17 protein-coding genes are annotated in these 18,666 nt (G+C 37.4%); 4 read left to right on the top strand and 13 right to left on the bottom strand.

Going from position 1 to position 18,666, the window contains the following annotated elements:
- Positions 1-303: 303 nt before the first annotated feature.
- From D0S48_RS14910 to D0S48_RS14900, 3 genes are all read right to left on the bottom strand, one after another.
- Positions 304-1,701: an alanine/glycine:cation symporter family protein gene (locus D0S48_RS14910; RefSeq protein ID WP_151112423.1), complete on the bottom strand. Its 1,398-nt coding sequence runs from the start codon at positions 1,699-1,701 to the stop codon at positions 304-306.
- Positions 1,702-1,871: 170 nt separating this feature from the next.
- On the bottom strand, positions 1,872-2,801 hold the full coding sequence (locus D0S48_RS14905; protein ID WP_151112421.1) for a manganese-dependent inorganic pyrophosphatase: 930 nt from the start codon (positions 2,799-2,801) through the stop codon (positions 1,872-1,874).
- Positions 2,802-2,840: 39 nt separating this feature from the next.
- On the bottom strand, positions 2,841-3,290 hold the full coding sequence (locus tag D0S48_RS14900; protein ID WP_151112419.1) for an Rrf2 family transcriptional regulator: 450 nt from the start codon (positions 3,288-3,290) through the stop codon (positions 2,841-2,843).
- 207 nt (positions 3,291-3,497) lie between these two features.
- Here D0S48_RS14900 and hmpA point away from each other — a divergent pair, with 207 nt between their 5' ends.
- Complete coding sequence (gene hmpA / locus D0S48_RS14895; RefSeq protein WP_151112417.1) at positions 3,498-4,685, top strand: NO-inducible flavohemoprotein; 1,188 nt, start codon at positions 3,498-3,500, stop codon at positions 4,683-4,685.
- A 159-nt stretch (positions 4,686-4,844) separates the two neighbouring features.
- The gene (locus D0S48_RS14890) at positions 4,845-5,639 is read left to right on the top strand and encodes a GNAT family N-acetyltransferase (RefSeq protein ID WP_151113837.1); all 795 of its coding nucleotides are present in this window, start codon (positions 4,845-4,847) and stop codon (positions 5,637-5,639) included.
- A 197-nt stretch (positions 5,640-5,836) separates the two neighbouring features.
- On the opposite strand, the gene D0S48_RS14885 is transcribed toward D0S48_RS14890, so the two are convergent.
- The 4 genes from D0S48_RS14885 to D0S48_RS14870 all read right to left on the bottom strand — a co-directional run bounded on the left by D0S48_RS14885 (position 5,837) and on the right by D0S48_RS14870 (position 9,568).
- On the bottom strand, positions 5,837-6,421 hold the full coding sequence (locus D0S48_RS14885; protein ID WP_151112415.1) for a DNA-3-methyladenine glycosylase: 585 nt from the start codon (positions 6,419-6,421) through the stop codon (positions 5,837-5,839).
- Position 6,422: 1 nt separating this feature from the next.
- Entirely contained in the window at positions 6,423-7,694 is a 1,272-nt protein-coding gene (locus D0S48_RS14880; RefSeq protein WP_151112413.1) for an acetyl-CoA hydrolase/transferase family protein, read from the bottom strand.
- Entirely contained in the window at positions 7,672-8,247 is a 576-nt protein-coding gene (locus D0S48_RS14875; protein ID WP_151112411.1) for a DNA topology modulation protein, read from the bottom strand. Before D0S48_RS14875 ends, D0S48_RS14880 begins: the two co-directional genes overlap by 23 nt.
- A 91-nt stretch (positions 8,248-8,338) precedes the next feature.
- Positions 8,339-9,568, bottom strand: a complete 1,230-nt coding sequence (locus D0S48_RS14870) for an MFS transporter (protein WP_144539485.1) — start codon at positions 9,566-9,568, stop codon at positions 8,339-8,341.
- A gap of 173 nt (positions 9,569-9,741) precedes the next feature.
- Here D0S48_RS14870 and thrC point away from each other — a divergent pair, with 173 nt between their 5' ends.
- Positions 9,742-10,800 (top strand): threonine synthase, encoded by a 1,059-nt coding sequence (gene thrC / locus D0S48_RS14865; protein WP_151112409.1) that lies wholly within the window; start codon positions 9,742-9,744, stop codon positions 10,798-10,800.
- A complete protein-coding gene (thrB, locus tag D0S48_RS14860; protein WP_151112407.1) occupies positions 10,800-11,777 on the top strand; it encodes a homoserine kinase in 978 nt (325 codons plus the stop codon). The genes thrC and thrB overlap by 1 nt, the downstream gene beginning before the upstream one ends.
- A 623-nt stretch (positions 11,778-12,400) precedes the next feature.
- On the opposite strand, the gene zupT is transcribed toward thrB, so the two are convergent.
- The 6 genes from zupT to D0S48_RS14830 form a co-directional block, all read right to left on the bottom strand.
- Positions 12,401-13,210, bottom strand: coding sequence for a zinc transporter ZupT (gene zupT, locus D0S48_RS14855; protein ID WP_144539479.1), 810 nt, complete (start codon positions 13,208-13,210; stop codon positions 12,401-12,403).
- A gap of 83 nt (positions 13,211-13,293) precedes the next feature.
- Positions 13,294-13,920 carry a uracil-DNA glycosylase gene (locus tag D0S48_RS14850; RefSeq protein ID WP_151113835.1) on the bottom strand — a complete coding sequence of 209 codons (627 nt, stop codon included), beginning with the start codon at positions 13,918-13,920 and terminating at the stop codon, positions 13,294-13,296.
- A gap of 71 nt (positions 13,921-13,991) precedes the next feature.
- The gene (locus D0S48_RS14845) at positions 13,992-14,609 is read right to left on the bottom strand and encodes a phosphatase PAP2 family protein (RefSeq protein ID WP_144539477.1); all 618 of its coding nucleotides are present in this window, start codon (positions 14,607-14,609) and stop codon (positions 13,992-13,994) included.
- Positions 14,610-14,875: 266 nt separating this feature from the next.
- Positions 14,876-15,775, bottom strand: a complete 900-nt coding sequence (locus D0S48_RS14840; protein ID WP_151112405.1) for an NAD(P)/FAD-dependent oxidoreductase — start codon at positions 15,773-15,775, stop codon at positions 14,876-14,878.
- A 392-nt stretch (positions 15,776-16,167) separates the two neighbouring features.
- Positions 16,168-17,010: a DUF6612 family protein gene (locus D0S48_RS14835; RefSeq protein ID WP_144539473.1), complete on the bottom strand. Its 843-nt coding sequence runs from the start codon at positions 17,008-17,010 to the stop codon at positions 16,168-16,170.
- Between the two features lie 76 nt (positions 17,011-17,086).
- Entirely contained in the window at positions 17,087-18,574 is a 1,488-nt protein-coding gene (locus D0S48_RS14830) for a peptide MFS transporter (RefSeq protein ID WP_144539471.1), read from the bottom strand.
- Between the last annotated feature and the right edge of the window lie 92 nt (positions 18,575-18,666).

The raw sequence follows: 18,666 nt of genomic DNA, 5'->3' as shown, positions 1-18,666 counted from the left end.
TTTTTCCTCCTTTTTACTAGTTTCTATCTATTCAGCAAACTTTATTCAACTAAAACGAATATAAAATGGAAAGAGATGTTTATTTAGTTGTTTTTTATACTGCTTGTAGGTCTTTTACGTTCTCATTTTGGTCAATGCTAGATAAAGGTACATTAATTCTCTTAAACTTTTTGTACCCGCACATACTAGAACAAAACGTGTCGTTAAGATAGTTGATAAGGAATGTAGAATGTTACTTGCTACTTCCCTAGCTTGTACGATACAAAAAAGCCTGCTTCCCTTAAGGAAAAGCAGACTTATTCTTTATCTATCTTCCTCTTCCCAGCATTCTGTGTTTTTCAGACCTGGAATTGTTTTTGCATAAAATGTTGGATCCTGTCCTTTTTTTCGTTGCCTTGTAAAGTCATCCAATACTTTAAAGGCTACTTTACCTAAAAGTATAATGACTACTATATTCATTGTGGCCATTAAACCCATAAATAAATCTGCTAGGGTCCAAACAAGCTGAACGTGTGCAAGGGAGCCGAACATTACCATTCCTAATACAAGAAAACGATAGGCAGTAAGCCAGCCCTTGCCAGCATTCATAAATTCTATATTAGTTTCTCCGTAGTAATAGTTCCCCATAACAGAGCTATAGGCAAAGAAAATAATTGCTATGGCCACAAAATAAGGAGCCCATTCACCTACATGTACTGCCAAGGAATTTTGAGTCAGGATGACACCGTCATCCTCCCCAGTACTATAGAGCCCAGCTAAAATGATAATAAATGCGGTTGCTGAACAGATAATAATGGTATCGAAGAATACCCCTAAACTTTGAACAAGCCCTTGTTTTGCCGGATGAGATACACTTGCTGTCGCTGCAGCATTTGGTACACTACCCATACCTGCTTCATTCGAAAATAATCCTCGTCTAACCCCTTGCATGATTGCAGCACCAATTGTTCCTCCTACTGCTTCCTCTAGGCCAAACGCATGTGTAATAATTAGTTTGAATACTGCGGGAATTTCTGAAATATTAGTAATAACTACAAAAAGTGTTATAGCCAAATAGAATACTGCCATTACAGGTACCACTATTTGGGTGACACTGACAATTCTATGTACTCCGCCAAAAATTATAATTGCTGTTAGTAACACTAATACTATCCCGATAATGTATGGAGGAATGTTAAATACATCCCCTACTGAAGCAGCTATTGTATTAGACTGCACTGCATTAAATATGAAGCCAAAACACAAGATTAATAGGATACTAAAAACTATTCCAAGTTTACGACTACCTAATGCCTTTTCAATATAATAAGCAGGACCACCTCGGAAGCTATCTCCATCCCTTACCTTATATACTTGCGCTAAAGTACTTTCTATAAAAGCCGTAGCCATTCCGATAATAGCTATGACCCACATCCAAAAAACAGCCCCAGGTCCTCCTATACCAATTGCTAAAGCTACCCCGGTAATATTACCAGTACCTACGCGGGATGCTGTGCTAATTGTAAATGCCTGAAAGGGAGAAACTCCACTTTTATCTTCTTTTTTTTCTGTGATTAAGCGAAACATCTCACCAAATAAACGAAATTGCACAAACCTCGTACTAATTGTAAAATACAACCCTGCTCCAATGAGCAAAGCAATCAATATATAAGTCCATAACACATTGTTTAATCCATCCACAATGGTTTCAATCCAACTCATATTTCTTACCTCCAATTTTTATACTCTATGGTATATACCCTATTCGAACTATAAATAACAATTATCCTTCGATTAATTTATTTTCTTCCTAAAATGATTTGTTACCTAGAAGAAAATAATTATAAAAAAAACTTCCTAGTAAGTTTACTAGGAAGTTTTTATATTTTAATTTATTCGGCTAAAGCCTCTGTTAACGCTGGTACTACTTGCTTCTTACGAGATACCACGCCTTTTAAAAGCGCAACATTATTAACAAATGTTACATTAAATGCAGTCTCTGCTTTTAGCGCCATTTTACCTAAAGCTAAAGCAACAGAGTCGTTATTTAATATGTCTGTTACAACGAAGAAGAAGAGGTCTAATTCTTTTTCTTGAATTTCAAGGTTAATTAATTCCTCTAATTGATCCTGACGTCCCATCACATCATTTACATCGACAGCGTTCACTTGAGCAATGATTACTTTATGCTCTCCCATACTAAATTCTTTTGCATCCAGGGAAAGTAGGTCTTCTAGGCTCTTATCGCTAAGGTCAGCCCCTGCTTTTAGCATAGCTAGTCCATACTCCTCAACGTTTACTCCTGCCATTTTTTCTAGCTCGCGTGCAGCTGTAATATCTTCTTCTGTGCATGTTGGTGATTTAAATAATAATGTGTCCGAAACGATAGCTGATAACATCAATCCTGCAATATTAGATGGAATATCGACACCTTTTTCTTTAAATATTTTATTGATTATCGTAGCTGTACACCCTACTGGCTCTGCACGATAATATAAAGGATCTGCCGTTTCAAAATTAGCAATACGATGATGATCAATAACCTCTGTAATTTGAACTTCTTCTATTCCAATAGCACTTTGCTGTTTTTCATTGTGATCTACTAGAATTACTTTTGTCGCTTCAGTTTCTACATTTTTTATCAATCGTGGAGCTTCAAAACCAAACTTTTCAAGCGCATATTTAGTTTCGTTATTTAATTCTCCTAAACGAACCGCCTCTGCCTCTACCCCAATAGCATTCTTTAAATAAGCGTATACAATCGCAGAAGTAATTGTGTCTGTATCTGGATTTTGATGTCCAAAAACTAATACTTTTTCCATAAGTAATCCTCCTAAAAATCTATTTCCGAACTTATTTTATCATATATCTTGTCTATCATTAAAAAGTAAATTTGCTAATACATCCTTGTTATTGAGAAAGTCCGCTAATGTATATTCATCTAGTATCATTAGATACGCCTTGAGTGCTCTATTTAAAGCTCTACGTAACCCGCAAGCTGGAGTAATCACACACCGGTTTGCCTGACAGTCAAAGCATTCTACTAGATGGAAATCATCCTCCGTCTTCCTTACAACTTGTCCTATATTAATATCCTCTGGCCCCATAGCCAAACGGATACCGCCACCTCTGCCACGAATCGTTTCGATATACCCAAGTTTTCCTAAGTCATAGGTCACTTTCATTAAATGGTTTTTAGAAATACCATATGCTTCTGAAATATCTTTAATAGTTGAAAGTTCCCCTTTTTCTTTAGCTCCTAAATAGATCAATACTCTAAGGGAAAAGTCTGTATACATTGTCATTCTCATACTAACACCGCCATTCATTCCATTATACCTACTATGACAAACTCGTGAAAGAAATGTGACTGTTTATTTACAAAAAATAAAAGAAGTATTTTAGATATTGCTTTTAATTTTTAAGAGGAGTATGGTGAACTTATAAAAACAAAGCGCTAATATTTCAATTGATTAAACATTGATAGCGCTAAAAACTAAAAGGATGTGCAAACGCATATGTTATCACAAAAAACTATTGATATAGTCAAATCTACCGTTCCAGTCCTAGAAGTTCACGGAGTAGCAATTACTACTACATTCTATCGAAATCTTTTTGAAGCCCATCCAGAGCTATTAAATATTTTCAACCACGCAAACCAAGAAAAAGGTCGCCAGCAAAATGCTCTAGCTAATACTGTTTATGCTGCAGCTGTTCACATTGATAACTTAGCTGCCATTATCCCAGTAGTTAAACAAATTGGGCAAAAGCATGTCAGCCTAGGGATTAAGCCTGAACACTATCCAATTGTCGGGCAATATTTATTGGAAGCGATTAAAGAAGTTTTAGGTGATGCGGCTACTGATGAAATTATTAATGCATGGGCTGAAGCATATGGAGTTATAGCTGATGCTTTTATAGGAATTGAAGAAGAAATGTACGTAGCAGCCGAAACGCAAGAAGGAGGCTGGAGATTTTTTAAAGACTTTATCATTATAGATAAAGTAAAGGAAAGCAATAACATTACATCATTCTACTTAAAGCCTGCAGATGGGTCTGTCTTACCTTCATATGAGCCTGGTCAGTATATTACAGTTCGTGTAAATATCCCAGGCGAACAATATTTGTTAAACAGACAATATAGTCTGTCCCAAGCCGCTGACTTGAAATCATTCCGAATTTCTGTAAAAAAAGAAGATGAAAACAATCCCGAAGGTAAAGTATCAGTACATCTGCATCAAAATTTAAATATCGGAGATAAGGTAGAGGTAAGTGCTCCTGCTGGGGAGTTTACACTTAGTAAAGAAAGAACCACTCCAGTTACTTTCATCAGCGGAGGTGTTGGAATCACACCTATGATGAGTATGCTTGAAACAGTGGCGAAAAGTCAGCCTGAACGTTCTGTTTCCTTTATCTATAGTGCTCGTACGAAAAATCTACATCCCTTTGACCAAGATATTCGCTCTTTAATGGAATCTTTGGAAAATGGTACTTATAAATCTCTCTATTCAGAAGAAGGAGACGGATATATAACGAAAGAAATCATTCAAGAGTACGCTCATCTAGATGGAGATGTGTATGTATGTGGTCCTGTCGGTTTTATGGAAACGATGATCAATCATTTACTCGATATTGGCTTGGCAAAAGATAATATTCACTATGAGTTCTTTGGACCTGCGCTAAATTTAAATTTAAAAGAAGTTTAATAAAACCAATATGAAAAGGTGCTACTCCCTAGTGAAGTAGCACCTTTTTTAGGTATTATTTTACCAATTAACATGCTTTTAGATATATGCTTAGTCAAAAAGGAGTGCTATAATTAGCCTATATTTATTTTAAAAATAGAAATGGGTGATAAATTTATAATGGTTAAACAATTTGAAAGTAAGTATATTCCCCTATCTAACTACTTTAAAAAGTGTATTAAAAAAGAATTTATTCTTACATATGAAGAAATTGAGGCTATCATCGGTCAAGCGCTACCAAATGCAGCTTACTTAAGTAGTAGTTGGTGGAAAAAAACAAAACCCCCTGCTTTACACTATTTTGCATGGATAGATAACGGATATTCTGTTAAGGACGTTGAGCTAGGAAAATCGGTCATTTTTCATTCGAGCAAAGAGATAGACGATGAAGAGGATGACAAAGAACAAGATATATTAGTTATTCGAGAAGCAGAGCTGGAAGATGCTCGACCATTCATCAATCTCCAGGAAGCTATTTTTTCTGAAACAGACTTCATGCTATATGGAGAATCTGACTTTCAAATGACCGTTCAGCAAATAAGAAAAAGGATGACCTCTTGGAAAACCTCGTCTAATTCTATTCTTTTTCTGGCCATTATGAATGGACAGATTGCAGGCTTTATATTACTTCAAGGTACGCATGCTCCACGAGCAAGACATCGCGCCTCCTTGGTAGTAGGAGTAAAAAAGCAATTTTCTAGAAAAGGTATTGCCACTTCTCTTATTAATAGGGCGTTTCTGTGGGCAAAGGAAGTAGGAGTTACTAAGCTGGAGCTCTCCGTTATAAAAGAGAATACTATTGCCCACAAACTCTATCAAAAGGCAGGCTTTGAAAAGGAAGGAACAAGAAAAAACTCCTTACTGATTAACGGCCAATACGTAGATGAATACTATATGGGTAGAATAATAGAATAAGAAAAGCATGTCTCCTAGTGAGTGATCTCCGCTCTAGGCGGACGCGTTCCGCTACAATCAAATATGGAATGATAAAGTAATTTGGCTAAATTAACTTAATCTAAATTATATAGTCTGTCAGAGGTAAGGAAACTCTGAAAAAATTGTAACTAAAAAAGCCGACCACATTTGTGATCGGTCTTTTACTTACTCTTTTTTTAACGCATTTTCGATACATATGGGTTGTCAGTTGCCCAAAAGCGATACGGATAATGTACTGCTTCTCCACTATTATCTATACCAATTCTTGGACCGGTAGAGATAGATATAGCCTTCTCTCCCTCTGTCATATACAAGGGCTTTTTGCTCCAATGATGCCCGTAATATTCCATTGTAATCGCCATTGCCTTCGTTAACTTTCCAGGGCCATTCGTCCATTGCTTCATCGGAAGATCACGCCGATTTTCCTTCATCTGTTCTAAACCTTCTACAGGCTCTACAGCGCGTATTAAAATCGCATGAGGGGTGCCTAACGGGGCTGCCACCACATTAATCAGCGTATGGGTATGCATTTGATAAGTATAAATATGGCCTGGCTCTCCAAACATTACTTCCGTTCGCTTAGTTCTACGATTACCGAAGCTATGAGCTGCTTGATCCTCTGCCCCAATATACGCTTCGGTTTCAACTATCTTACCAATCAGAAGACCACTTTCATGCTCATGAACTATATACTTTCCTATTAAATCCCTTGCCAATTCTAAAGTAGGTTGATGAAAAAAAGATGGCTCGATTGGCTTCATATTAGATAAACCCCATTTTTTTCGCTTCGAATGTTAGTTCTTCTCGGAATTTAGGGTGAGCAATTGCTATTAATTGCTCTGCTCGCTTAGAAATTGGCTGACCAAACATACTAGCTACACCGTATTCCGTTACAATCATATCGATATCGTTTTTAGAAGTCGTTACTATGGAGCCCGGTGACAGTGAAAGCTTAATACGAGAAATTTCATCATTCTTTGCGGTGGATGTCATACAGACAAAGCCTTTTCCCTCTTTGGAAAACCTTACACCTCTTGCAAAATCAGCTTGTCCTCCAGAAGATGAATAATATTTGCCAGCTACAGTTTCAGAGGCACATTGCCCATAAAGGTCAACCTCGGTAGTTGCATTTATAGAGACAATTCGTTCCTCCTTAGCAATTTCCCTTGGATCGTTGACTACACTAACTGGTAGGAATTCTACCGAAGGATTGTTATCTAGGAAGTTGTATAGCTTCTTGGATCCATGAGCAAAGGTCGCCACTATTTTTCCTTTATTCGTGAACTTCTGTGTACCATCAATTGCCCCAGCTTCCACTAAATCGACTATACCATCTACAAACATTTCTGTATGAATTCCTAAATGTCGATGATTTTTAAGTAGGCTGACAACTGCATTCGGTATAGAACCAATCCCGATTTGTAAGGTGTCCCCATTACTAATCATTTCTGTAACATACTCAGCAATTTTAATATCCTTTTCTACAATTGGCGGAGCTACATCTTCGAACAAAGGACGATCATTCTCTACATAACCAAGTATTTGACTAATGTGGATTTGATTTTGACCAAATGTTCGAGGCATATGCTTGTTAACCTCTAATATGAAAGGTACCGACCCAATAAATTCGCTCACTATATCCGCCTGGGTCCCGAGTGAAAAATAACCGAATTCGTCCATAGGAGATGCAACAGCCATTATCATGGAAAGATTAGTAGATGTTTTTAAAATCCTCGGCATCTCATGAAAGTTGTTTGGTACTAGGTCTACCAGGCCCTGATGAAAGTTCTTTCTTGTTGCTCCACTCAAAAAGTAGGAAACATGCTTTAACTTATCAGGAAAAGCCCCTTCCATATAGGGACGTTGCTTTAATGACAGTAGCTGATGCACCTTCACGTTTATTAAATCATTTGCATTCTCTTCTAATATATCTAAAAGTTTATGTGGTTCTCCGTTAGTTAAAGGCAGAATAATATCTGCATTTGGAGGAATAAACTCGATTATTTGCCTGTCACTTAATATTTTGTCTTTCATTAGTATGCACCCCTATTATATTTTCATTTGTTGTCCGAGCAGTGTCTAAAAAGGCCTTTACTTCCTTAGGGTTCCTTAAGATACATATGTCTCTTTGAGTGGACGCATCTTCTAAGACATTTAATATTGCAGGTCGCACTTTCTTAGGGAAGCTCCATACAAATCGGAGAAATTCCCAATCTAGCTTTTCATTGCATCCTAAAGCCATATCGTCTCTAGTCTTCCCTCGATGCATCCATACTCGCTTTAATACTCGATACGTACAGAGTGTTCGTTGGAAATCCAAAAATATGATTAAATCAGCATACTCTGTTCTCCACTCAAGCGTAGACTTAAAGTTCCCATCCATTATCCACTGTTCTTCTTCCAGCTTATCTTTTACTATTTCTATAAACTCATCTTTTGGAGTAGGAACCCACCCCTCGTTCCAATAAAGGGAATCTAAATGAATTAATGGCAAATTCCACTTTTTTGCTAACTGTTTAGAAAAAGTCGACTTACCCGCTCCACTAGAACCAATTATTAATACCTTTTTATGTCTAGATCGTTCCATTTATAATTCCCCTTTCCTGAGTCATATTTATTGTACTATGTTTTAACTCGGAGACAAATAAAAAGCTGCTCCCTAGGGAGCAGCTTTACTCTTATTCTAATTCTATTTGTTTTGTCTCAGTACCTAAGAATATAACTGCGATTACTCCAATAACGATAGCGATACAAAAAATACCGAATATCCAGCCAATTTCATAGCCTGCAGTCACTAATGTACCAACTAGCAATGGTCCAAGAATACCTCCTATACGACCGACTGAAGCAGCCATCCCCGATCCAGTTGCTCGAATAACTGTAGGATATTGTTCAGGAGAGTATGCATATAAAGCTCCCCAAGCACCTAAGTTAAAGAAGGATAGCAGCATTCCTGATGCGATTAAGATAGCAGTCGACTCTGCTGAACCAAAAACAAATGCACTTGCTGCAGTACCTAATAAGTAAGTAACCAATACAAATTTACGTCCTGCTTTTTCAATGAGCCACGCGGCAGAAAAATAACCAGGCAATTGAGCCAAAGTCATAATGAGTACATATTCAAAGCTTTGGATAAGTGAAAAACCCTTCATGACCATTACACTTGGAAGCCACAAAAACATACCATAGTAGGAGAACACCACCGTAAACCATACAATCCATAGCATTAAAGTTGCCTTAGCAAACTTCTTTGACCAGACATCTTTCATATTTTGGATTATTGATCTAGTCTCCGTATTCTTTGATGTAAATTGTGGTGAATCAGGTAACTTCAAACGCAGATAAATAGCATAAAAGGCTGGTAAAGCAGTTATCAATAGTGCAACTCTCCAGCCATATTCAGGAATTATAAAATAGGCAATTACTGCTGAAACAATCCAACCTGCTGCCCAGAAGCTTTCAAGAAGAACAACTACACGTCCTCTCTCCTTTGCTGCTACACTTTCTGATACTAGAGTAGATGCTACAGGTAGTTCTCCACCAAGCCCCATACCTACAAGAAAACGTAATGCCATAAATGCAAATAACGTGGTAGTTAAAGCAGATAGCCCACTAGCTACTGAGAACAAAATTAATGTAATCATAAATATTTTCTTACGGCCTACCTTGTCAGCAAATACTCCAAATACAAGAGCACCTACAGCCATCCCAATGGAGTTTACACTACCTATCCATCCCATCTCGTTTGGTGTTAATGCCCATTCACTTGCCAATGCAGCAATAACGAATGAGAGAATTCCCACATCCATTGCATCAAACATCCACGCAAGTCCTGCTATACCAAGCAATTTATTTTTAGATAATGGTTTTTCTACCTTCTTTGTATTTTTTTCTAGAACTGCTGTCATAATTATCCCCTGTCTTTACACCTGTAATGTTTTTTGTTTACATCAATAGTATACTTATAGAACTGTAAACTTACAACAGAAATTTTCACTTGTATTTTTCGATTATTTAGAGTAAAATGTCCTTTATATAAATACAGTTGTTTATCTAAGGAGAACAGAAGGGCGGAAATCACATGGCTTGGCAAGGACTAATTGAACAATATAAAGAATTCTTACCTGTAACTGAAAACACACCAAAACTTACATTACTAGAGGGCAATACCCCTCTCATTAAATTAGAAAACCTGTCCAATGAACTAGGCATTGAATTATATGCGAAAATTGAAGGAGCAAATCCAACAGGATCCTTCAAAGATAGAGGAATGGTCTTTGCGGTAGCTAAAGCGAAGGAGGAAGGAAGTAAGGCAGTTATATGTGCTTCTACAGGAAACACTTCTGCTGCAGCTGCAGCTTATGCAGCCCGAGCTGGGATGCGTGCAGTAATTGTAATTCCTGAGGGCAAGGTAGCTGCGGGGAAGCTTGCTCAAGCTTATATGTATGGAGCAGAGGTCATTCAAATAGAAGGCAACTTCGATGTAGCGTTAGAAATGGTTCGTGCTATTAGCGAGTCCTCACCTATTACTCTCGTAAATTCTGTAAATCCTTATAGAATAGAAGGACAAAAAACAGCATCATTTGAAATTTGTGATGTACTAGGCTCTGCCCCAGATTACTTAGCCATTCCAGTTGGGAACGCTGGCAATATCACAGCATATTGGAAAGGCTTCAAAGAATATAATGAGAAAAAACAAACTGGTCTACCTAAAATATATGGATTCGAAGCAGAAGGGGCAGCGGCTATCGTTCAAGGTAAGCCGATTGAATTCCCTGAAACAATTGCTACAGCCATCCGAATCGGTAATCCAGCTAGCTGGGATTACGCAGTAGCTGCCCGTGATGAGTCACAAGGACTGATTGAAGCTGTATCAGACGATGAAATGCTTGATGCATATAAACTAATCGCTAGTAGAGAGGGCATTTTTGCAGAGCCAGCATCCTGTGCTTCTATCGCCGGCGTTATAAGATCAGTCAAAGAAGGCAAGATAATACCCGGTAGCAAGGTCGTTGCAGTTCTAACTGGAAATGGATTAAAAGATCCACAGACTGCAATAGATGTAAAAGTGGCACCACCACATAAAATTGAAAGTAATGCCCCTGCACTAAGCGCATTTATAGAGGGGGTGCTTGCATAATGACATGGTCTATTTCCATACCTTCAAGCACTGCAAACTTAGGTCCAGGTTTTGACTCGATAGGTATTGCATTAGACAAATATCTAGAACTAGAGGTGGAGCTTGCCTCCCAACTTTCAATCGAAAACTTGACTGAAAATCTGCCTTTTGTCCCTAATCCGGCTGATCATTTAATTGTACAGTCCGCGGTAAAAACGGCGGCTATGCATGGACTAGAATTACCTGCTTGTACATTGAAGTTAAAAAGTGAGATTCCTCTGGCCCGCGGTATGGGTAGTAGTGCATCGGCTATCGTTGCAGGTATAGAGCTAGCCAATCAATTGCTTGAACTCAAACTGACTGCTCACGATAAGCTAAAAATTGCTACGATGATGGAGGGTCATCCCGATAATGCCGCTGCCTCTATTTTTGGAGGATTTACTATCTCTTCTAGTACAGATAACGGTGAAATCCACGTATTTCATTCGTATCACATAGAAGCTAGCTTTGTTTTATCTATTCCTCAATTTGAATTGAAGACAGAAAAAGCTAGAAATGTCTTGCCTGATCATTACACACGATCAATCGCAGCTCAGGCTAGCGCATCCGCCAATTTATTGGTAGCCGCATTTCTATCACAGTCTTTTGAACAGGCAGGTATCTATATGGAAGAGGATTTGTTTCATGAGCCATATCGCTTAGGTCTTATCCCACAAAGCAAGGAGCTAAAGATTGCAGCTAAAAAAGCTGGAGCATTTGGTACTTGTATTAGTGGGGCTGGTCCAACTCTATTATCACTTGTCCAAAAGGGCAAGGAACAGGAGTTTATCTCCCAAATGAAAGATAAATTCCCAAGCTTTGATCTTGTTCCAGTTTCTATCAACAAGACAGGAATCATTGCAACTAAAAACAGGATAAACCCGAGCTCCTCCTATTCCTACCCCGACACACAAATAAGGAAAAGCGAGATATCAGATTCACAGCTATCTCCCATTTGATCTCTAAAGCTTCGGGAATGACTTGTTTCTATCATATAGGAAGAATTTAAGAGAGGATGGTCAGTGACCCAAGTCACGACCATCCTCCTTTTGCGTTAATAATAAGTTTTTTGCCAATCCGTGATTAACCTTACAGCTTCCACATTAATGATTGGAGCAGCAAGACGGCGACTCCTGCGGGAGGAAGGAGACAGATAAGACATCGCATCCGACGCGTTAGCGACGGCGATGGCTTATCGCTCCCCCCGCGGAAAGCGTCCGACTAGAGCGGAAATCAACCATTAATTGTTCATGTTATTCCTGTGAATTTTTTTGGAGTTAATTGATCCATACTACTGTGCCGTGTTTGATTGAAGCGACAGGCGGCGACTCCTGCGGGAGGAAGGGAGACAGATAAGACATCGCATCCGACGCGTTAGCGACGGTGATGGCTTATCGCTCCCCCCGCGGAAAGCGTCCGACTAGAGCGGAAATCAACCTATAATTCATACATTCCCTGTTAAGGATATATTCATCTAACCATACAATTTATACTTTCTCGCATTTCTAAGTAACCGACAAGTAAAAGAGCTCAAAAAAGCATGCACTCCCCTCTTATTAAGGAGAATTGCACTGCCTTCTCTTTATGCCATTAACACTAAACTTAAAGCCATCACAAGCATCCCAGCCACTACTCCATACATAGAAGAATGAGTCTCATCGTATTTCTTAGCTGCTGGCAGTAGTTCATCCAATGATATAAACACCATGATACCTGCTACTGCTGCAAAAATTACTCCGAACATAATTCCATTTAAAAATGGCATCAATATTAAAAAGGCAACTAAAGCGCCTACTGGTTCTGCAAGCCCTGATAAAAACGACAATTTAAATGCTTTCATTCTACTGCCCGTAGCATAAAATATAGGAACAGCTACCGCAATCCCCTCTGGAATATTATGAATAGCTACCGCAATAGCAATTGCTATACCAAGATTAGGATCCTGTAATGCTGAAGCAAAAGTGGCTATCCCCTCTGGAAAATTATGAATACCAATAGCAAGTGCAGTGAACATACCCATTTTCATTAAACGAGCATCTTCTGCATTAGCTGGCTTGAGTTTCATATCCTCAACACTTTTTACTTCATGCGGATTTTCATGTGAAGGAATCAATCGGTCTATTAAGGCTATGAAAATCATTCCTCCAAAAAAACCAGCTAATGTAGCCCAATAGCCATTAGTAGATCCTAGTTCTTCTACTAAGGAGTCTTTTGCCTTAACGAAAATCTCCACGAGCGAAACATAGATCATTACTCCCGCTGAAAATCCAAGAGCTACAGATAAGAATTTTTTGTTTGTTCTACTAGTAAGTAAAGACAACAAACTCCCTATCCCAGTAGCAAGGCCAGCAAACAAAGTAAGTAATAATGCAAAAACTACATTTCCATCCATTGACCCATCTTCTTTCTCTCTAATATAAACTTATTATACTTAAAAAGTTTCCTTCAAGCAACTTTATTCAACACAAGAAGATATCATAATATTTGGCTTTTAATATATTCACCGATTTTTATCCAATCTTCTTCTAAAAAATCTCGATTAGATGGACGATAGAATACTGAAGCAGGATGATAGGTTGGGATAATGGTATAGGTTTCAGTGGACCACACAAATTCTGATGAGTTTAGCGACTGTAGAAATTGAACAGGCTTTTGTAGTAATTGCCCATGTAATTTAGAAACCGTTGCTTCTCTTCCTAGTAATCGCTGTAATCCTACATTTCCTAAAGTAACAATTAGTAAGGGTGAAATATTTGTTATTTCGTAGTCCAAAATAGGGGCATGTGCAATAATTTCTTTTTGAGTAGGCGGTCGATTATATTTTTTTCTTACTGCTTCTCCGTTTCTTTCCTTTTTCTCTCTCCAAACGAAGGGACGACTTCTTACGGCACTTGTCATATATACGTCTTCCCTTGTTAAACCTATACTGGCTAGGGATTTTTTCAATTCCTCACCTGCTCTTCCGATAAAAGGAATACCCTGAATGGCTTCATTTTCTCCAGGCGCCTCTCCAATTAGCATAAGAGTAGGCTTTCTTGGACCTTTCCCTTTTACAAAACCCTCAACCGGATAACCCTCTATTCTTTTTATGCATAAATCCATTAAATGGTTCGGTATCTCAAACAAAAAATTTCCTCCTTACTAAAAAATCCCCTCCGTTAATTGGAAAGGATTTATAATTTATTCTTTTTACTTTTTCTGTTACGTTTTCTAAGCTCGTACCAAATAGCAACTAGTATAAACCATGTATACCCTGCCATCCACCCAGCAAACACGTCTGATGCATAGTGACGTGATTCCGCTATTCGCGAAAGACCTATCATAATGGTCATTAATATGGCTCCTGACCAAATAGTTAACGAAATTTTTTTGTTTGTCTGATGCTCAGTAGCTAAATAAGCAATTGTAAACAAATAGAGCAAGCCTACCATCGCATGTCCAGATGGAAAGCTAAACGTTTCTAATTGATTGGATACATCAGGACGTTCTCGCTGAATCACTTTTTTTAGTAGTTGGTTTAAAGCATTCCCTACCCCAACTGTAAACAAAACAAATAACATGCCACGATAATTATGAGATCGAATCCACAACAATAATATGATTAATAGTGCGATAAGCAATATAAATTTTGTATCTCCAAAATAGTGAAATGCCGTGATGAATTGACTGCCACCAAGTAGGTTAGACATTTTGTGGTCTAATGACACCACTTCATCTTTTGTAATGTTTAAATACAGCATTGCAAACCCTAGTAATGTAACAAGTCCAAGTGGATAGAACCATTTCTTCACAGTATCCCTCCTATTAGTTATAAAAATTATAAGCTAGATAACTTATAAGTACAAAGAATTAGAGAATTACAGTTTATAAAAATATGTAGTGAGCAATATAAAAGGACTTTTCTAGTCCCTTCATTCAATACCTAATGAAATAGGTAAGTACACAAATATATCTGACCTTGGAATAGACTATTCTATGTGATAAAACTTTATGAAGGATGGTCATGACTCATTTCAAGGCCATCCTGATGAATAAAGTTATATATGCTTTTATATATTTAGAAACGCTCTTCTGTTAAATCTGTGTTAATAGATACTGCTGCTTTATTTCCGTCTGCAGCCGCAATCATTAGTGATGAGGGAATAGGCTTTCTTGTTTCTCCAGCCACATAAACATTTTTTTGAGATGCACGACATCGAGGATCTGTCATTACCCTTCCCTTTTCATCTATTTCGCACCCTAATTTTTCTGCAAAATAATTTGGACGATAATATGTTGGCGCCACAAATCCCTGAGTTCTATTTATAATTTCTCCAGATTCTAACTTTACTCCCTTTAGATAACCCGCTTCTCCTAGAAGCTCATCTATTTTTTCCATCTTTATTTCAATATTATGTTTAGCCAACTCTTGCATACCTTCGTGAGATAATTCTTTTCCATTAGTTAGAACCATCAAGTCATTTGACCAATTATAAATTAGCTTAACCATATGAAGAACATGTTCTTCTTTCTCCGCTAAAATTAAAAGAGGCTTATCGCGCAATTCCCATCCATCACAATACGGACAGCTAAATAGACTTTTTCCATAAAAGCTTCGAATACTTTCAATTGTAAACATTTCTTGGATGCCAGTAGCTAGTAAGAGCTTCTCTGAAACGTATTCTTCATTATCTCTTGTTCTAACGATAAAATTACCTTCGTTTCCTTCTCTTCTAATTTCAATAATCGTTTTGTTGAAATAAGAGACATTCGGATAGTTCTCTAGCTCTTTAAGTCCTATACCTTTAAATTCATGAGGTTTTATCCCATCCCGAGTGATAAATCCATGCGATTCATGGGTCACTCTGTTTCGATTTGTTCCATCGTCAAACAAGGCAATTTTTCTTCTTGCTCTTCCTAACGTTAAACCTGCACCCAGCCCCGCTGGACCGCCTCCAATAATAATACAATCATACATGCTTAGTGCCTCCTTACATTAGACCAGCAACCATCCAATTTGCTTTAAGTAAATTTCTTCATTAGTGTTCCCTATTTTTTTCTTTTACTAACATTACTTTTCTAAGTAAGTAATTAAAATATTCAAGCATAAATGCAATGTAATCTTTTTTTACAAAAAAACACGAGGAATTTCTCCTCGCGCTCAGTAGTTATCAAGTCTAACTGTTCTATAGCTAATACAGTTACCAGATATTCTTCTGGAACAGGTAAACGATTTATTGCATTCTTTATTGCATTTAACTTGTGCAAAGTAGTTCTCTATTTCTTTATAAATTTACTACTAAACAAAAAGTCTGCATGTAATTGTCAGATACCTAACAATTACATGCAGACTTGAAAATTTAAATTAGATTAGATAGTTACAGCATTATCAATAACTTCTTGTGGGATTTCGATTTTATCGACTCCATTAAAGTTAGAGAAATCTGTCTTTAAATCTTGTTTCATATTAATAGACTCGCCTTCTGCTTCCATGTCCATATCTACAATTACATCGTATTTAGTAGTTTGGAAGCTTTCTTTATCAATATGAATTAAATAGTTAATTGAGTTAATTTTAACGTCTAGTTGAACATCTTCTCCAGCCTGTGCCATGCTTTGCATTGTTTCATCTATTTGTGCTTGTACTAAGTCGTTAAATTTGTCCCCTGATGCATCAAGTGTCAAAATATAATTTTTATCATCTTGCTCAAATTTAAAGTCTTTTAAATATTCTTCAATTTCAGCTAGTGAATTAGCAGGATTTGCAGAATTTGTTTGTGCCATGACGTCACCCATTGCTTCTTGTGGTAACTTCATCCACTGCTGCGTTGTTCCTTCATACATATACAAATCAGTATCATTGAAGTATATTTCTGTATCCATTGTTTCGTTCATAGAACCATCTTCAGACTTCATAGAAGTAGTTCCTTTTTGATAAATCTGCATAGGTTCTATTATTAAATTCATGTCCATAGCAGTGCTAATATCTACATTCATCTCTTCGCTCGGTATATGCATCTTTTGTGCTAAGTCTACTTTAGCAGAGACACTTTTCAATTCCTCAGACACTGCCATTGATTTGTTATACACTTCTTCTAAAGTCATCTCACTAGTTTCTTTTACGTTCTTGTTTGCTGGTGTGGCAGTTTCATTACAAGCGGCTAAACCAAAAGTAAGTGTAGTAACTGCTAAAAGCGTTTTCCATTTTTTCACTTTATTCCCATCCCTTCTTTGTTTCACAACATAACTTACGAACAAATTAACGAAAGGTTTCACTTTTTAAGAAAAATTAACGAATACCGCGCATGTATTTTTGGATTAGTGGTGTCATTACATATAGGATTAACCCCAATCCTATCGCTATTGCACCAATTACTCCAAAGTACATAATCTCCGTTTCAGGCTTATACAATTTAACAACCTGAGCATTGATTGCTTGTGCCGAAGCATTTGTCATAAACCATAAGCTCATTGTTTGAGCAGCAAAGGCTGCCGGTGCTAGCTTTGTAGTTGCAGACAAACCAACAGGTGAAAGAAGTAATTCACCAAGTACTACTAAGAAGAAGCTTAGAACTAGCCACATCGGGTTAGCTAACGTATCAGTACCATTAAAGTAAGCAGGGAAAATCATCACAACAAAAGACAAACCTGCAAAGAATAATCCATATGCAAACTTACGAGGAGTAGACGGCTGTCTATTTCCAAGTTTCACCCATAGCCAAGCAAAGAGTGGAGCGAGTGCAATGATGAATAATGGATTCAACGATTGGAACCAGGCTGGTGAAATTTCAAAAGAGCCAAGTGTTAAATCTACTCGCTCATCAGCATATTGGGCTAAAATATTGGAACCCTGTTCTTGAATTGCCCAGAACATCATAGCTGCTACGAAAAGTGGAATATAAGCAAGTAAACGAGACTTTTCGTCTGCTGTTGACTTATCACTTCTATACATAACTATGAAGTATAGGGTTGGTATAAGAATACCCAATATGGAAATAGTCATTGTGAAAACATCAATCGTCATAATACCAGCTTGGATTAAATAGAAACCAAGGGCGGCAATAATCACAACACCAATTGCTAATCTAGTAAAGAATTTTTTCTTTCCTTCACTAGAAAGTGGGTTTGGTACATAAGAGCCTGCCAAACCTAAATATTTTTTCTTCGTAGTTAAAAAGACTACTAAACCTATTGCCATACCTACTGCTGCAAGTCCAAATCCTAAATGGAAATTGTACTCTAAACCAATTGTTCCTACGATTAATGGTGCAACGAACGCTCCCATGTTAATACCCATGTAGAACAAGCTGAATCCTGAGTCTCTACGAGCATCATCCGCTGAATACAAATCACCAACTATAGTAGAAATATTAGTTTTCAATAGACCTGTACCAATGATGATAAACGCCATCGATAAAAATAAGGTAGTTAATCCTCCAGGAAATGCCAGTATTATATGACCAATCATGATTAATACTCCGCCATAGAACACTGTTCTAGTAGTACCGAATAACCTATCAGCTATCCAACCACCGATAATCCCAGACATATATACTAATGAACCATAAACGGCCATAATAGAGTTAGCTGTTGATCGTTCTAGCCCTAAACCGCCTTGGGTCACTTCGTAGTACATATAATAGATTAAAATTGCTCTCATACCGTAGTATGAAAAACGCTCCCAAAACTCCGTGAAAAATAAGGATAGAAGACCCTTAGGTTGGCCAAAAAACCCTGTTTGAGGTACAGATTTTACTATTTCTTCTTTCGATAACATCTTATTACGCCTCGTTTCTACAAAAAATATAATTAAATATTCCCTAATTTTTCAAAAAAGAAACATTATAATATTTCGACAACTGAAATTAT

This window comes from Psychrobacillus sp. AK 1817 (assembly GCF_008807035.1).
In the GTDB taxonomy this organism is placed as follows: Bacteria; Bacillota; Bacilli; order Bacillales_A; family Planococcaceae; genus Psychrobacillus; species Psychrobacillus faecigallinarum.
The sequence above is the reverse complement of the archived record's forward strand: the minus strand, read 5'-3'. Positions and strand labels throughout refer to the sequence as shown.

Bases quoted from the DNA above. Each gene is read 5' to 3' on its own strand.
- D0S48_RS14910 (WP_151112423.1), bottom strand. From the start codon at position 1,701: ATGAGTTGGATTGAAACCATTGTGGATGGATTAAACAATGTGTTATGG.
- D0S48_RS14905 (WP_151112421.1), bottom strand. From the start codon at position 2,801: ATGGAAAAAGTATTAGTTTTTGGACATCAAAATCCAGATACAGACACA.
- D0S48_RS14900 (WP_151112419.1), bottom strand. From the start codon at position 3,290: ATGAGAATGACAATGTATACAGACTTTTCCCTTAGAGTATTGATCTAT.
- hmpA (WP_151112417.1), top strand. From the start codon at position 3,498: ATGTTATCACAAAAAACTATTGATATAGTCAAATCTACCGTTCCAGTC.
- D0S48_RS14890 (WP_151113837.1), top strand. From the start codon at position 4,845: ATGGTTAAACAATTTGAAAGTAAGTATATTCCCCTATCTAACTACTTT.
- D0S48_RS14885 (WP_151112415.1), bottom strand. From the start codon at position 6,421: ATGAAGCCAATCGAGCCATCTTTTTTTCATCAACCTACTTTAGAATTG.
- D0S48_RS14880 (WP_151112413.1), bottom strand. From the start codon at position 7,694: ATGAAAGACAAAATATTAAGTGACAGGCAAATAATCGAGTTTATTCCT.
- D0S48_RS14875 (WP_151112411.1), bottom strand. From the start codon at position 8,247: ATGGAACGATCTAGACATAAAAAGGTATTAATAATTGGTTCTAGTGGA.
- D0S48_RS14870 (WP_144539485.1), bottom strand. From the start codon at position 9,568: ATGACAGCAGTTCTAGAAAAAAATACAAAGAAGGTAGAAAAACCATTA.
- thrC (WP_151112409.1), top strand. From the start codon at position 9,742: ATGGCTTGGCAAGGACTAATTGAACAATATAAAGAATTCTTACCTGTA.
- thrB (WP_151112407.1), top strand. From the start codon at position 10,800: ATGACATGGTCTATTTCCATACCTTCAAGCACTGCAAACTTAGGTCCA.
- zupT (WP_144539479.1), bottom strand. From the start codon at position 13,210: ATGGATGGAAATGTAGTTTTTGCATTATTACTTACTTTGTTTGCTGGC.
- D0S48_RS14850 (WP_151113835.1), bottom strand. From the start codon at position 13,920: ATGGATTTATGCATAAAAAGAATAGAGGGTTATCCGGTTGAGGGTTTT.
- D0S48_RS14840 (WP_151112405.1), bottom strand. From the start codon at position 15,775: ATGTATGATTGTATTATTATTGGAGGCGGTCCAGCGGGGCTGGGTGCA.
- D0S48_RS14830 (WP_144539471.1), bottom strand. From the start codon at position 18,574: ATGTTATCGAAAGAAGAAATAGTAAAATCTGTACCTCAAACAGGGTTT.